This window comes from Actinoplanes hulinensis, from assembly GCF_019429605.1.
GTDB classification, from domain to species: domain Bacteria; phylum Actinomycetota; class Actinomycetes; order Mycobacteriales; family Micromonosporaceae; genus Actinoplanes; species Actinoplanes campanulatus.
The window spans coordinates 79,693-94,585 of sequence record NZ_JAHXZI010000013.1; the positions used below are offsets into that span (position 1 = coordinate 79,693).

11 protein-coding genes and 1 pseudogene are annotated in these 14,893 nt (G+C 71.9%); 7 read left to right on the top strand and 5 right to left on the bottom strand.

Annotation, left to right across the window (positions count from 1 at the left end):
• Positions 1-190: 190 nt before the first annotated feature.
• A pseudogene (locus KZ829_RS43235) lies at positions 191-328 on the top strand (hypothetical protein); the annotation flags it as partial.
• Between the two features lie 50 nt (positions 329-378).
• Here KZ829_RS43235 and KZ829_RS24420 read toward each other — a convergent pair.
• Entirely contained in the window at positions 379-1,272 is an 894-nt protein-coding gene (locus KZ829_RS24420) for a hypothetical protein (protein ID WP_220146246.1), read from the bottom strand.
• A 225-nt stretch (positions 1,273-1,497) separates the two neighbouring features.
• On the opposite strand from KZ829_RS24420, the gene KZ829_RS24425 reads away from it, so the two are divergent.
• Positions 1,498-2,856: a HAMP domain-containing sensor histidine kinase gene (locus tag KZ829_RS24425; RefSeq protein WP_220146247.1), complete on the top strand. Its 1,359-nt coding sequence runs from the start codon at positions 1,498-1,500 to the stop codon at positions 2,854-2,856.
• Positions 2,857-2,946: 90 nt separating this feature from the next.
• Positions 2,947-4,470: a ricin-type beta-trefoil lectin domain protein gene (locus KZ829_RS24430; protein WP_220146248.1), complete on the top strand. Its 1,524-nt coding sequence runs from the start codon at positions 2,947-2,949 to the stop codon at positions 4,468-4,470.
• A gap of 48 nt (positions 4,471-4,518) precedes the next feature.
• On the opposite strand, the gene lon is transcribed toward KZ829_RS24430, so the two are convergent.
• Positions 4,519-6,828 carry an endopeptidase La gene (gene lon / locus KZ829_RS24435; RefSeq protein WP_308285638.1) on the bottom strand — a complete coding sequence of 770 codons (2,310 nt, stop codon included), beginning with the start codon at positions 6,826-6,828 and terminating at the stop codon, positions 4,519-4,521.
• An 82-nt stretch (positions 6,829-6,910) separates the two neighbouring features.
• Positions 6,911-7,846: a TAXI family TRAP transporter solute-binding subunit gene (locus KZ829_RS24440; RefSeq protein WP_220146391.1), complete on the bottom strand. Its 936-nt coding sequence runs from the start codon at positions 7,844-7,846 to the stop codon at positions 6,911-6,913.
• 115 nt (positions 7,847-7,961) lie between these two features.
• Here KZ829_RS24440 and KZ829_RS24445 point away from each other — a divergent pair, with 115 nt between their 5' ends.
• A complete protein-coding gene (locus KZ829_RS24445) occupies positions 7,962-8,603 on the top strand; it encodes a hypothetical protein (RefSeq protein WP_220146249.1) in 642 nt (213 codons plus the stop codon).
• A gap of 104 nt (positions 8,604-8,707) precedes the next feature.
• Entirely contained in the window at positions 8,708-9,679 is a 972-nt protein-coding gene (locus tag KZ829_RS24450; RefSeq protein WP_220146250.1) for a lysylphosphatidylglycerol synthase transmembrane domain-containing protein, read from the top strand.
• Positions 9,680-9,865: 186 nt separating this feature from the next.
• Here KZ829_RS24450 and KZ829_RS24455 read toward each other — a convergent pair whose 3' ends face one another.
• Both KZ829_RS24455 and ppdK read right to left on the bottom strand, forming a co-directional pair.
• Positions 9,866-10,729 (bottom strand): universal stress protein, encoded by an 864-nt coding sequence (locus KZ829_RS24455; protein WP_220146251.1) that lies wholly within the window; start codon positions 10,727-10,729, stop codon positions 9,866-9,868.
• Positions 10,730-10,820: 91 nt separating this feature from the next.
• Positions 10,821-13,487: a pyruvate, phosphate dikinase gene (ppdK, locus tag KZ829_RS24460; RefSeq protein WP_220146252.1), complete on the bottom strand. Its 2,667-nt coding sequence runs from the start codon at positions 13,485-13,487 to the stop codon at positions 10,821-10,823.
• A 157-nt stretch (positions 13,488-13,644) separates the two neighbouring features.
• Here ppdK and KZ829_RS24465 point away from each other — a divergent pair, with 157 nt between their 5' ends.
• Both KZ829_RS24465 and KZ829_RS24470 read left to right on the top strand, forming a co-directional pair.
• Positions 13,645-14,382, top strand: coding sequence for a CBS domain-containing protein (locus KZ829_RS24465; RefSeq protein ID WP_220146253.1), 738 nt, complete (start codon positions 13,645-13,647; stop codon positions 14,380-14,382).
• Positions 14,383-14,487: 105 nt separating this feature from the next.
• Entirely contained in the window at positions 14,488-14,889 is a 402-nt protein-coding gene (locus KZ829_RS24470; RefSeq protein ID WP_308285639.1) for a universal stress protein, read from the top strand.
• The last annotated feature ends 4 nt before the right edge of the window (positions 14,890-14,893 follow it).

Here is a 14,893-nt window from a genome sequence, read left to right on the forward strand (position 1 = left end):
ACCACTATCTGGCGGACAGCGATCCGCTCCTGCTTCCAATGCGGTGACGATCCGTAACGTGGCGGGGCTCGTCGATCGGAAGCACCCGATCGTGTCGCCGGCCGGCGTGAGCTGATGGGCTGTGCGGCGTGACCAGTAGCTGACCAGGAGTCGGTGCCAGGGGGCCGGCGCGATCGCGGTGGCCGCCTGGGTGACCACCGCGCATCGGCTGGCGAGCTGGGTGTTGCGGCCGGTGACCCGGCTGGGCGTGGTAGCGCACGAGACCGCCGTGGGGGACCGTGCGGTCCGGGTGCAGCCCGGTCTCGGCCCGCCCGAGCTGCGAAGACTGTCGGCGAGCTTCAGCGAGAGCGTCCGGGGAGTCGGCTCAGGAGACCGGCCTCAGTCGAGCAGGGGCCCGCCCAGGTCCTCCACCCGTTCGGCGGTGGCCGCCCGGCGCACCCATTGTTCGAGCTGGTCGAGGTCGGTGCAGGCGGCAATCGTCGCCCGAGCCTTGTCGGGGACGTCCACGCCGCGCGCGTCCAGGAAGGTGAGGATCGCCCGGGTCTCTCCCTCCGCTTTGCCCTCGGCCTTGCCCTCGGCTTTACCTGCGGCGAACTGTCGCTGGGACCACTCGCTCTTGTAGGGGTAGTCGGTGGTGGGCATGTAGTCCTCCAGCAGCTTTCTGGTCGCGGCGGGCAGCACGGTGAGGATGAAGTCATGGTAGAGCGTCGCAGTGTCGGGATCGATGGCGTCGAGGGCGGTGAACAGGGCTCCGAAGAGTGGGTGGGGATCGGTGTGGGCGGCGTGCGCGAGGACCGAGAGCACGGTGAGTTCGGGTAGTCGGCGGGCGTTGTCGGGGGTGGTGATCACGGGCACCTCTTGGGGGCCGAAGGCCATCGGGGTGATGGTGGCGGGTGGGAGGCCGATGACGATGGGGTGTGCGGCCCAGTCGGCGACGGGTTGGTGTGGGCAGACCACGAGAAGAGCGACGGGGCAGCCGAGCCGGGCGTAGAGGGTGGCGACGTAGGCGGGCCAACTGCGTTGCTTCCTGCCGTCGATGCGGCGCTGGACTTCGATGACGACGGCGAGGACGGTGGCGCCGGATCGGTTCAGGGTGACGACGGCGTCGGCGCGGTATTCGGTCGGGGCGACGTCGTTGAGTTCGGCGGAGGTGAGGATGGCTTCGTCGTAGTTCGGGAGGTGGTCGTGCAGAGGTCCGTCGAGGAGTTCGGCGGCGAGGGACGGCCGGTTCCGGAACATCTCGATGAGGACCTCGTGTGTCTGCGAGGGCATGGGGGTTAGCGTAGCGCTAGTTGCCTCATGATAGGTAGTCACTCGACAGGGTGGCGAATGCCGTGGCTGTAGTGGCTGCCTTTCTGGTGGGGAGGGCGAGCGCCGTTCCGGGTGTGGGCCCGCGGTCTGCTGCGTGACCATTCGGTGACCACGGGCCCGTGCCGACGGTCCGTGTGGTCGGCTACCGTTTGCGCGCTGGGTAAGGAGCAGATCGGGGGAGCGCCCGTGCGCAGGCGGCTGGTGGTCACCTACCTCCTGCTGCTCTGCATGGTGCTGCTGGCCCTGGCCATTCCGCTCGCCGTGACCGTGGCCAGCCGGGAGACGGACCGTGCGGTCGCCGACCGGCTCGCCGACGCCACCCGGTTCGCCTCGCTGGCCGCGCCCGCCGTGCGCAGCGGGGAGCTCGACGCGGTGACCGACGAGTTGCGCCGCTATCAGGAGCTGTACGGGATCGGCACGATGCTGGTCGACCAGGATCAGCGGGTGCTCAGCGTCTTCGGGAGCCGGCCCGCCGACCCGGCCGGCGCGATCCGGGGCGCCCTGGCCGGGCACCAGGTCGGCAGCCCGGAGACGTTGTGGCCGTGGACGACCGAACCGCTGGTGGTCGCCGTTCCGGTCAGTGACGGCGGCGCCGTACTGGGCGTGGTGTTGACCGTCTCGCCCACCGACCGTAACCGGCGCGCCGTGCTGGTGGTCTGGCTGGTTCTGGCCTTGGTCGGCGCGATCGCGGTGGCGGCCTGTCTGACGACCGCGCACCGGCTGGCCGGATGGGTGCTGCGGCCGGTGACCCGGCTGGACGCGGCGGCCCACGAGATCGCCGCCGGGGACAGCGCGGCCCGTGTGCAGCCCGGCCTGGGCCCGCCCGAGTTGCGCCGGTTGTCGGCGAGCTTCAACGAGATGGCGGACGCGGTGGCGGAGGCGATGGAGCGGCAGCGGTCGTTCGTGGCGCACGCCAGTCATCAGCTGCGCAATCCGCTCACCGTGCTGCGGTTGCGGATCGAGGATCTGGGTGGTGGCCTCGACGACGAGGAGCTGCGCGCCGATCACGAGATCGCCCTGGAGGAGACCGACCGGCTCGCCGACGTGCTGGACGGGCTGCTCGCCCTGGCCCGCGCGGAACGTGGTCAGCAGCGGGTGGAGGTGGTGGACGCGGTGTCCCTCGCGCGTAATCGGGTGCAGGCGTGGCGGCCGCTCACCGAGCGCCGGGAGATCGAGTTGGTCGCCGTGCTGCCGGACGAGCGGCTGCCGGCGCGGATGGTCGCGACGGCGCTGGATCAGGCGCTGGACGCGCTGATCGACAACGCGCTGAAGTTCACGCCGGCCGGCGGGAAGGTCGAGGTGGAGGTCGCGGCCCGCGACGGTGGGGCCGAGGTGACGGTTCGTGACACCGGTCCCGGTATGACCGAGGAGCAGCGGCGGCGGGCCACGGAACGGTTCTGGCGGGCCCCGGACGCGCAGAACGTCGACGGCGCCGGTCTGGGCCTGTCGATCGTGGCGGTGCTGGTGGAGGCGTCGGGTGGCCGGTTCGCGCTGGCGCCCGCGGCGACAGGTGGCCTGGCCGCGACCATCTGGTTCACGTCGTAAATTTAAAACCTTCTTGACAGTTATGAACGTCGATAGAAAGCTCGCCTTAGAGAGCGCTCTCCCCGTTCCTCGCGCTGACAAGGACTCCCCATGAAACGCTCGATCCTCCCGATCATCGTGGCCCTGGCGGCCGTCTTAGCGACGCCGGCCGCCGGCATCGCCGCAGGTAAACCCGAACCCACCGCCCCGGTCCGGCTCGACCTGGCGCCCGGCATGCTCGACGCGATGCGCCGTGACCTCAAGCTGACCGACACCCAGATCGCCGAGCGGCTGACCACCGAGGCGGCCGCGCCCGTCGTCGAACAACGGCTGCGCAAGCGACTGGGCGGAGACTTCGCCGGCGCCTGGATCCCGGCCGGCGGCAGCCGCCTCACCGTCGCCGTGACCGATCCGGCGGACGTCGGCGCCGTACGCGAGGAGGGCGCCGTCCCGAAGATCGTCGCCCGCTCGGCGGCGGCCCTCGACGCGGCTCGCGCCAAGCTCGACCGCAACAGCGCCGCGGCGGGCGACGAGATCCGCAGCTGGTACGTCGACCCGGCCACCAACAGCGTCGTCGTCACCGCCGCACCGGGCGCCGAGGCCGCGGCCAAGCGGTTCGCCCGCGACAGCGGAGCCGGCACGGTCACCGTCCGGACGGCGGACGGCGCGCCCCGGCCGATGTTCGACATCCGCGGCGGCGACCAGTACGTGATCAACGGCAACACGCTCTGCTCGATCGGCTTCGCGGTGGCCGGCGGCTTCGTGACGGCCGGCCACTGCGGCGGCGCCGGCAGCCCGACGCTCGGCTTCAACAACCAGGCACAGGGCACGTTCGCCGGATCGTCCTTCCCCGGCAACGACTACGCCTGGGTACGGACCAACGCCAACTGGACGCCGCAACCGTGGGTCAACAACTACGCCGGCGGGAACGTGCTGGTCGCCGGCTCGCAGGAGGCGGCGGTCGGCAGTTCGATCTGCCGGTCCGGCCGCACCACCGGCTGGCGCTGCGGCACCCTGCTCGGCAAGAACGAGACGATCAACTACCAACAGGGCGCGGTGTCCGGGCTGAGCCGCAGCAACGCCTGCGCCCAGCCGGGGGACTCCGGCGGCTCGTGGATCTCCGGCAACCAGGCCCAGGGCGTCACCTCGGGCGGCACCGGCAACTGCACCACCGGCGGCACGATGTGGTTCCAGCCGGTCAACGAGATCCTTCAGGTGTACGGCCTGAGCCTCACCACCAGCGGTGGCGGCACCCGTACCGCGATCGTCAGCAACTGGAACAACAAGTGCCTGGACGTGCCCGGCGGCAACTACTCCGACGGCGTACAGGTGCAGATGTGGCCGTGCAACGGCCTCGACCCGCAGAAGTGGGAGGCGGTCAACGGCACGCTGCGCTCGGGCAACAACAAGTGCCTGGACGTGCCGTGGGGCTCCACCGCCAACGGCGTGATCATCCAGATCGCCAACTGCAGCGGCAACCCGGCCCAGCAGTGGGTGCTCAGCGCCGCCGGCGACCTGGTGAACCCGCAGGCCAACAAGTGCCTCGACATCAAGGACTGGAACGGCGACGACCGGGCCCAGCTCCAGCTCTGGGAGTGCGCCGGCACCGCCAACCAGAAGTGGCGCCGCGGCTGACCTGACGACCGGCCGATCCCGTCACGGGACGGGATCGACCGGCGCGGCTCAGGCCACCGCCACCGTGTCGGCGGCGACCGGCTCCAGGGCGGTGCGCAGGATCTCGCGCACGTCGGAGACGATGTGCACGGTCAGCGCCGCCCGCACGTCGGCCGGGACGTCGTCGAGGTCCGGCTCGTTGCGGGCGGGCAGGTAGACCTCGGTGAGCCCGGCCCGCTGGGCGGCGAGCAGCTTCTGCTTCACCCCGCCGATCGGCAGCACCCGGCCGGTCAGCGACACCTCACCGGTCATCCCCACCTCCGCGCGCACGTTGCGGCCCAGCAGCAGCGACACCAGCGCGGTCGTCATGGTGACGCCCGCCGACGGCCCGTCCTTGGGCACCGCGCCGGCCGGCACGTGCAGGTGGATCGGGTGGTCCAGCTGCTCCGGCGAGATGCCCAGCTCACCGGCGTGCGCCCGGACCCAGGAGAGGGCGATCTGCGCGGACTCCTTCATCACGTCACCGAGCTGGCCGGTCACCGACAGCCCGCCGGTGTTGCCGGGCAGCAGCGACGCCTCGATGTAGAGCACGTCACCGCCCATCCCGGTCACCGCCAGCCCGGTCGCCACGCCGGGGACCACGGTGCGCTCGCCGGACTCCGGCGTGAACCGGGGACGGCCGATCAGGTCCTTCAGGTCGCCGGCGTCGATGGTGGCCGGCAGTTCCCGGAGGGACACCTTGCGGAACGCCTTCGCGAGCAGGCGCTCGAACGACCGTACCCCTGCCTCCCGGGTGTAATCGGCGGCGATCTCGCGCAGCGCCTCCTCGGTGACGGTCACCTCGCCGGGCGAGAGGGCGGCGCGTTCCAGCTGGCGGGGCACCAGATGGTCGCGGGCGATGGCCACCTTGTCGTTCGCGGTGTAGCCGTCGATGCCGATCAGCTCCATCCGGTCGAACAGCGCCTGCGGGATCGTCTCCAGCACGTTGGCGGTGGCGATGAACAGCACGTCCGACAGATCCAGGTCGAGGTCCAGGTAGTGGTCGCGGAACGTGTGGTTCTGCGCCGGGTCGAGGACCTCCAGCAGGGCGGCGGCCGGGTCGCCGCGGTAGTCGCTGCCGACCTTGTCCACCTCGTCGAGCAGCACGACCGGGTTCATCGAACCGGCCTCCCGGATCGCCCGCACGATGCGGCCGGGCAGCGCGCCGACGTACGTGCGCCGGTGGCCGCGGATCTCCGCCTCGTCCCGGACCCCGCCCAGGGCGACCCGGACGAACTTGCGGCCCAGCGTGCGGGCCACCGACTCGCCCAGCGACGTCTTGCCGACCCCGGGCGGGCCGGCCAGCAGGATCACCGCGCCGGAGCCGCGGCCGCCGGCCGTCGTCAGGCCACGGGACTCGCGGCGGGCGCGGACGCCGAGGTATTCGACGATGCGGTCCTTGACCTCGTCCAGGCCGTGGTGGTCGGCGTCGAGGACGGCCCGGGCCGCCGCCAGGTCGGTGCTGTCGGTGGTGCGGGCGTTCCACGGCAGGTCCAGCACCGTGTCGAGCCACGTCCGGATCCAGGAGGCCTCCGGGTTCTGGTCACCGGCGCGTTCCAGCTTGCCGGCCTCGGTCAGCGCGGCCTCGCGTACCGGCTCCGGCAGGTCCGCCGCCTCGATCCGGGACCGGTAGTCGCCGCCGCCGTCCGGCTCGCCCTCGCCGAGCTCCTTGCGGATCGCCTTGAGCTGCTCGCGCAGCAGGTACTCGCGGTTGCGCTTCTCGACGTTCTCCCGGACGTCCTTCTCGATCGTCTCGTTGACCTCGGACTCGGCCAGGAAGTCCTTCGTCCACTCGATCAGCAGCCGCAGCCGGGCCTCGACGTCGGGCGTCTCGAGCAGCTCCCGCTTGCGGTCGTTGGACAGATAGGGCGCCCAGCCTGCGGTGTCGGCCAGGTCGCCGGGGTCGTCGATGGCACTCACCGAGTCGATCACCTGCCACGCCTCGCGGCGCTGCAACACCGAGACGACCAATTTCTTGTACGCGTCCGCGAGCTCCCGCACCTGCGGGCCCGGTGTGCCGGCCGGGGCGGGATCGGCCTCCACCCACAGGGCCGCGCCGGGGCCGGTCACGCCGCTGCCGATGCGGGCCCGGGTGCCGGTGCGCAGGACGGCGGCCGGGGAGCCGCCACGGATTTTGCCGACCTGCTCGACGGTGGCCACCACACCGTACGAGGCGTACCGGTCCTCCAGCCGCGGGGCGATCAGCAGCTCGGAGCCGGACGAGGTGCGGGCCGCGTCGACGGCGGCCTGGGCGGCCTCGTCGAGGACGACCGGGACGACCATGCCCGGAAGCAGGACGACGTCGTCGAGGAACAGCACAGGAAGTCGCTTGCCGGTCACGTTTACCTCCGGGGAGTTGAGTACGTCGGACTCAACTTCACCGGCCCCGGCGATCTTCCGGCGTTCACTGTCGGCGAACAGCTCAGGGTTTGACCGACCGGTAGTAGCGGGCCGCGCCCGGGTGCAGCGGCACCGGCAGGGTGGAGATCGCGGTCCGCGGGTCCAGCCGCTCGGCCGCCGGATGCGCCGACGCCAGCACCTCACGCCGCTCCATCAGCAGCCGGGTCAGCTCGTACGCCAGATCCTCCGGCATCGACTCCGACGCGACCAGCAGATTCGGCACCGCGATCGTGGCGACCGGCGGCACCGAATAGGCCGATGTCGGCACGTCGCGCACCACGTACACGTCGCTGTATTTACGCCGCAGATCGCCCGCCCACCTGGACAGATCCACCACCCGGATGCCGACATCGGCGCCGAGCTGCTTGATCCCGGTGACCGGCAGCCCGCCGGAGAAGAAGAACGCGTCGATCTCGCCGTCGCGCAGGGCCCGGATCGAGTCGTCCAGGTTCAGCTGCCGCCGGTACATCGCGTTCGACATGTCCGCCACCGACAGCAACCGGTCCACGGTCACGGTGGTGCCCGAGCCGCGGGCGCCCACCGACACCCGCATACCCTTCAACCCCTCCAGGGTCGCGATCGGGCTGTCCGCGCGGACCACCAGGTGCAGCAGATCGTCGTACACCCGGGCCAGAGCGACCACCGTCGGAGCCGGCGCCCCGCCGGTGACCAGGACATCCGCCTGGGTGAAGCCGATCTCGGCGGTGCCCTGCGACACCTTTTCGACGTTCTCCGCCGACGCCGCGGTCACCAGCACCTCCGCCTTGGTGCCGGGCAGCTCCCGGTCGACGACGCCGGCCAGGGCGCTGCCGATCGCGTGGTAGACGGCGGTCGGACTGCCGGTGGCGATCCGCACCCGCCGCTCCTGCGTCGCGTGACCGTCACAGCCAGTGACTGTCAGGAGTGCGAGCAGACCGGCAAGTGTCGCGCGGCGGCTGCTTCGGAGAGGCACCTTGATTCCCTACGCGGGAGAGCTCGGTCCGCGCAAGTTTCCCTCAAGTCTTCGCCGGGGGAGTACCGGCCGAACGGGCGGATCGGCCACGGTGTCGGATAACCGCGGGAGGGAGAAGCCGATGGACCAGACGACGACACGCACGGTCGTACTCGCACGTGCGCTGCCCGCCGCCTTCGAATCGGCCTGCCTCGTGGAATGCGTCGACACGGCCCGCCCTCAGCGGCCGTCGCCGTTGAGGCAGGTCCCGCGGTCCGGTGAGGCCCTGGCGGAGTTCGACCGCGCGGAGGCGGCCGACCGGCTCGCCTTCCTGCTCACCGACCTGGGATGCGCCGCTGCACGGGAGACCTGGTCGGGCGGAGGGCGCCGCCGATACCAGGTGCAGCGGGTGCTCGTACAGGAAACCCAGCGTCTGGCCACCAGCCGGATGCTCGAGACGGCCTGGCGACAAGGGCGCCAGGCCCTCCTCGACTCCACCTCGCTCGGCGCCTCGTCGCCCCGGCACGCCCAGCGGCTCGCGCTGGCACAGGCCGCGTGGCGGGCCGCACTGCTGGCCGCCGGCCAGCGCCGCCGCCGGGACCTGATCTGGGTGACGGTCCGCGACCAGGAGATCGCCGCCGTGCTGGTCCGGGCGGCCCGCCTGCTCGGCGCCACCGCCATGGTCACCCGCCGCTCCGGCTGCGTCGTGGTCACCGTCTCCGCCGAGGCCGCCGACCTGCTCCCCGCCACCCCGCCGCGCCTGGGCCTGCGCTCCGCCGTCTGAGGGTCCACGCGCTTGACTTGATCGGCAATTGTCGAACCGTGTCAGACATGCCGCGACAGGATGGGCCGAGGCGCCGGATCGTTCGGCGAGGGGGCAAGGCCGTCATGGCCGGCGTCGTCGGGGTCGGTGCGGTCGCGTTGATGCGCCGGGACTTTCCGCAGGTGTCGTCGCTGTCGACGGTGCTGCGGACGGTCAACCCCTGGTGGGCGCTGGTCGCGCTGGTGCTCGGGACCGCGTCGCAGTTCGCGTTCGCCTATCAGCAGCGGGTGCTGATGGTGGCGATGGGCGTGCCGCTGCGGCGCAGGGACGCGATCGCGCTCACCTACAGCAGCGGCGCGATCTGCATGGTGGCGCCCGCCGGCGGAGCCGTCGCGGCGGCCTACACGTTCCGGCACTATCAGCGCCGCGGCGCCGATCATGCCGTGGCACTGACCGTGACGTTGGTGTCGGGCGTCATCACGGTGCTCAGTCTGCTCATGCTGTTCGGCGCGGGGTCGGTCGTCTCGGCGGGGCTGTCCGCCACGACATGGCGGCCGCTCGACCTCGGCGCCAGCCTGTCGGCGGTCGCCGTCGTTGCACTGCTGCTCCTCGGGATGCGGTTTCGGAGTGCTCTGGCCGTACGATCACGGGATCTGTTGAATCGGTTTTCGCTCTTTGCCCGGCTTCTTCGGCAGGCTGACCGGGCGCTTCGGGCCAGCCGGGCCGTCGGCGGCCGGGACTGGGCGGCGGCGCTGGCCCTCGCGGCCGGCAAATGGGTGCTCGATCTGGCGTGTCTGCTCGCGGTCGCCGAGGCCTTCCGGGCCGACGTCGGATGGGTTCGGGTCGCCGCCGTCTACCTGACCATGCAGGTGGTGCGGCAGATTCCGGTGACGCCCGGAGGCATCGGGCTGATCGAGGCCAGTCTCCTCGCGGGACTGACGACGGCGGGCGCCGGCGCGGCGAGCGCCTTCGCGGTGGTTCTCGGGTATCGGCTGATCACGTTCTGGTTGGTGCTCCCGGTGGGGTTCGCGGCGCATCTGATGTTGCGGGCGGCTCCGGTCGCCGAGCGCCCGACCCGGGTCGCGAGGGCAGGATGACGGCCGGCAAGCGAATCGAAATCACCGTGGGCCTGCATCGCGATCCCGCACCGGTCCGGACGGACGGATCCCTGACCCGCGTCGACTACTCCGACCGGTTCACACTCACCACCGAGGTGACGGCCACCCCCGAACAGTGGGCCCGGGCCATGTTCGGCCGGGTCGGCGTAGGCGGCGCAGGAGCGGTCACCGGTACGGCCGGACGATCAGCACCGGGCAGCCGGCGTGGTGCAGCAGTTGCAGACCGGTGGAGCCGAGCAGGGTGCCGGTGAACACGCCGTGGCCGCGGCTGCCGACCACGAGCAGCCGGGAACCGTGCGACACCCCGTTGAGGACGGCGGCCGCGGTGTCGTGCGACAGCAGGACCTCCACCGGCACGTCCGGGAACTTGAGACGCCACGGCGACAACTGCTCCTGCAGGCGGGCGCGTTCGGCGTCGTCCTGTTCCGGGGTGTGCACCTCGGCCGGCGGGAAGCCTCCCCGGTACGTCGGCAGGACCGGCAGGTACGAGCGGACCACCACCAGCGAGGTGCCCAGGTCGCGGGCCGCGGTGAAGGCGGTCTCCAGCACCTCGTCGGCGGTGTCGGCGTCGTCCGCGCCGACCGCGACCGGTCCGTCCGCATCGGTACGCCCGCGGACCACCGCCACCGGGCAGTGCGCGTGCATGGCGACCCGCTGACTGACCGAACCCAGGCCCAGGCCCGGGAACCCGCCATGACCGCGATGGCCGAGCACCATGAGCCCGGACTGCTCGGAGGCGATCACCAGCTGGGCGGCCGGGTCGCCGGCCAGCACCCTGGTGCTCACCTGCACTGCCGCCGCAGTCCGGGCCTCCTCGGCGGCGCGGGCCGCGATGTCGTCGGCCACCCGGTGGGCCGCATCGAACCGGCGGCCGCTGAAGTCGTACCGGTTGGCCGCCGCGTCCCAGTCCAGCACGTGCACGAGCAGCAGCGGCCGGTCGTCGCGTACGGCTTCCCGGGCCGCCCAGCGCACCGCGGCCCGGCTGGGCTCGGTGCCGTCGACGGCGACCACGATCGTCGAGGTGCGCATGGGTTCCTCCCTGGGTCGGTTCGTACCCTCAGCCTCATCGGCGTCGATGTGCCCCGGCAGGGCGGAAGGTCCCGCCCGGCCGGGCCGTACGTCAGCGGGAGTCGGAGGCCGGGCCGGCGCCTACCGCGGCGCGACCGGCCTCCAGGCGGGCCACCGGCACCCGGAACGGGGAGCAGGACACGTAGGTGAGCCCGGCGTCGTGGAAGAAGCGGATGGACGCGGGGTCGCCGCCGTGTTCGCCGCAGACGCCGGTGGGCAGGCCGGGCCGGGCCGCGCGGCCGCGTTCGACGGCGGTGCGCACCAGTTCGCCGACGCCGAGCCGGTCCAGGGTCTCGAACGGCGAGGCGCCGAAGACACCGAGGTCGAGGTAGCGGCCGAAGAACGCCCCCTCCACGTCGTCACGCGAGAATCCCCAGGTCATCTGGGTGAGGTCGTTGGTGCCGAAGGAGAAGAAGTCGGCGCTCATCGCGATCTGGTGCGCGGTGAGGGCGGCCCGCGGGACCTCGATCATGGTGCCGATCGGGATCGGTGGGGCGCCGGGCACGTCCGACAGGACGCGGACGGCCTCCGCGCGTACGATCTCGAGCTCCTGAACCGCGCCGACCAGCGGGACCATGATCTCCGGGCGCGGGTCGCCGCCCGCCGCGAGCCGCTCGGCGGCGGCCTCGGCGACCGCGCGGACCTGCATCGCGAAAAGGCCGGGCACGACCAGGCCGAGACGTACGCCGCGCAGCCCGAGCATCGGGTTCTGCTCGTGCATGCGGCGGACCGCGGCCAGCAGCCGGCCGTCGCTGCCCGGGTCCTCGCCGAGCGCCTCGGCCCGGGCCACCCGCGCGGTCAGCTCGTCGAGCGGCGGCAGGAACTCGTGCAGTGGCGGGTCGATGAGCCGTATGGTGACCGGCCGGCCGTCCATCGCCGCGAGCAGCTCCACGAAGTCGTCGCGCTGCAGGGGCAGCAGGGCCGCGAGCGCCGCCTCGCGGTCCCCGGTGCCGGTGGCGAGGATCAGGCGTTCCACGAGTTCGCGCCGGTTGCCGAGGAACATGTGCTCGGTCCGGCACAGTCCGATACCGGTCGCGCCGAAGCGGTGCGCGCGGCGGGCGTCGGCGCCGGTGTCGGCGTTGGCGTGCACGCCCAGCCGGGCCACGTGGCCGGCGTGCGTCATCAGCCGTTGCACGGCGGCCAGCAGCGGGTCGCCCAGCGGTGACAGCTCACCCTCGAAGTAGCGGACCACGGGGGAGGGGTGCACCGGCACCGGGCCGGCGTACACCCGGCCGGAGGTGCCGTCGATCGAGATGACATCCCCGGCGTGCAGCACCCGGCCGGCCACGGTCAGGCTGCCGTTCTCCGCGTCGACCTCCAGTTCGTCGGCGCCACACACGCAGGTCCTACCCATGCCCCGGGCCACCACGGCCGCGTGCGACGTCTTTCCACCACGGCCGGTCAGGATGCCCTGGGCGGCGATCATGCCGGGCAGGTCGTCCGGGTTGGTCTCCCGCCGCACCAGGATCACCGGGCCGGTCGCGGCGGCGGCCGTGGCCGAGTCGAAGACGATCGCGCCGACGGCGGCGCCGGGGGAGGCGGCCACACCGGTGGTCAGCGGCGGCGGGGCGGCCGCCGTGTCGAAGCTCGGGAACATCAGCTTCGCCAATTGCTCGCCGGTCACCCTCAGCAGCGCCTCGTCCAGGGTGATCAAACCCTCCTCGACGAGCTGGGCGGCGATCACGAAGGCGGCCGCCGGGGTGCGCTTGCCGACCCGGGTCTGGAGCATCCACAGGGTGCCGTCCTCGATGGTGAACTCGATGTCGCAGAGGTCGCGGTAGCGGTGCTCCAGCTTCTGCATGATCGACAGCAGCCGGGCGTGGCTCTTCGGGTTGATCTCGGCGAGTTCGGCCAGGCCAATGGTGTTGCGGATGCCGGCCACCACGTCCTCACCCTGGGCGTTGGGCAGGTAGTCGCCGTACGCGCCGCGCCGCCCGGTGGCCGGATCCCGGGTGAACGCCACCCCGCTGCCGGAGTTCGGGCCGCGGTTGCCGAAGACCATCGCCATCACGTTGACCGCGGTGCCCAGGTCCTGCGGGATGCGCTCCTGCCGGCGGTAGAGCACCGCCCGCTCGGCGTTCCACGATCCGAAGACCGCGCTGATCGCCGAGAACAGCTGCTCGTGCGGTGACTGCGGAAAATCCCGGCCGGTGTGCGCCGCGAACACCTTCTTGTAGGCGCCGACCAGGTCACGCAGGGCGGGGGCGCCGAGGTCGGCGTCGGTCGCGGCGCCCGCGGCGGCCCGCGCGGCCGTCAGCTCGGCCTCGAACTCCTCACCGGGTACGCCGAACACGGTCCTGCCGAACATCTGGATGAGACGGCGGTACGAGTCCCACGCGAACCTCTCGTCCCCGCTGTGCCGGGCCAGCCCCAGCACCGTGGCGTCGTTGAGGCCGATGTCCAGGATCGTCTCCATCATCCCGGGCATGGAGAACCTGCCACCCGAGCGGACCGACAGCAGCAGCGGGTCGGCCGGGTCGCCGAGTTGTTTGCCCAGCCGGGCCTGGACCAGCCGCAGGTGCTCCTCCACCTCGTCGAACAGGCCGGCCGGCATGACGCCGGTACGCAGGAACTCCCGGCAGGCGCCGGTGGTGATGGTGAACCCGGGCGGCACCGGCAGGCCCATCCGGGTCATCTCCGCCAGGTTGGCGCCCTTGCCGCCGAGCAGGTCCTTGAGATCCTTGTTCCCCTCGAAGAAGTCGTACACGTAGCGGGACATCGTCATACCCTCGTCCTGGTCGGATGGCGGGCGGTCCCGCCCTCGCCTTCCGTGTTATCGCCGATGCGCCCCGGAAGGCAGGGCCGGAGGTCCCTACCCCGCGGGCCGGCGGGCGACCACTGTGAGAGCAACGGATCCGCGAGCCCGGGAGGCCACGATGCGGACATGGAACGTTGGTGACGTGATGACCCAGGCCGTCGTCTCGGTGGGGGAGGACACCTCGTACCGGGAAGTGGTCGACGTGCTGATCGGCCACCGGTTCAGCGCCGTCCCGGTGGTCGACGGGTCGCAGCGGGTGGTGGGGGTGGTCTCCGAGGCCGATCTCCTTCGCAAGATCGAGTACGCCGGTGCGGCGAAGCGGCGGATGTTCGAGAGCCGGCGGCGGCGCGGTGAGCGGGACAAGGCGAACGGGCGTACGGCCGCGGAGCTGATGAGCGCACCGGCCGTCGTCGCGGCACCGGGCATGCTGGTGACGGCGGCCGCGCGGCTGATGGAGGCCGAGGCGGTCAAGCGCCTGCCGGTCGTCGACGGCCAGGGCCGGCTGGTCGGTGTCGTCTCCCGTGGTGACCTGCTGAAAGTCCACCAGCGGCTGGACAGCGAGATCCTCGCCGACATCGAGAAGGCCGTGCTGGAGCCGTTTCTGGCCGAAGACGCCCGTGCCGTCACGACCCAGGTCGTCGACGGTGTGGTGACACTGACCGGGAAGGTCGAGCGCCGGTCGTCGTCGGAGATCGCGATCCGGCTGGCCCGGCAGGTGGCCGGTGTGGTCGAGGTGAACTCGTGGCTGGACTACGACTTCGACGACCGCGAGTTCCGGGGGCCGCGGCAGCCCTTCGGGGCCGACTCCCCGGGCCCGAGGCCCCCGTTCGGCCCGGAGTCGACGGCCGGCCGCTGAGCCGGGGCATCCTGGCAGCAGGCAACCCGAACAGGAGGTGGATGATGACACGGTTTCGACGATCGTGACCCGTCCGAGGTCCGAGACGAAGACGTGGTGGTCGGCGTGGACGGCTCCCCGCCGGCGCGAGCCGCACTGCGCTGGGCGGCCCGGCAGGCACGGCTGACCGGAAGCCGCCTGTACGCGGTGACCGCCTGGCAGATTCCGGCCTACTACGGATGGGTGCCGACCGCGCCCGAGGAGGACATGGCCGAGGCCGCCGGGAAGGTGCTGACGACCGCGGTGAACAGCGTCTTCGGCGACGCCCCTCCGGACGTGGAGGTGGTGGAACGGGTGGAACCCGGGCACCCGGCACAGGTCCTGGTCGACCTGTCCGCCCACGCATGCCTGCTGGTCGTGGGCAGCCGTGGCCACAGCACGTTCGGCGGAGCGCTGATCGGCTCGGTCAGTCAGCAGTGCGTCCAGCACGCGCACTGCCCGGTCGTGGTGGTCCGCGGCAACTGGTGAAGCC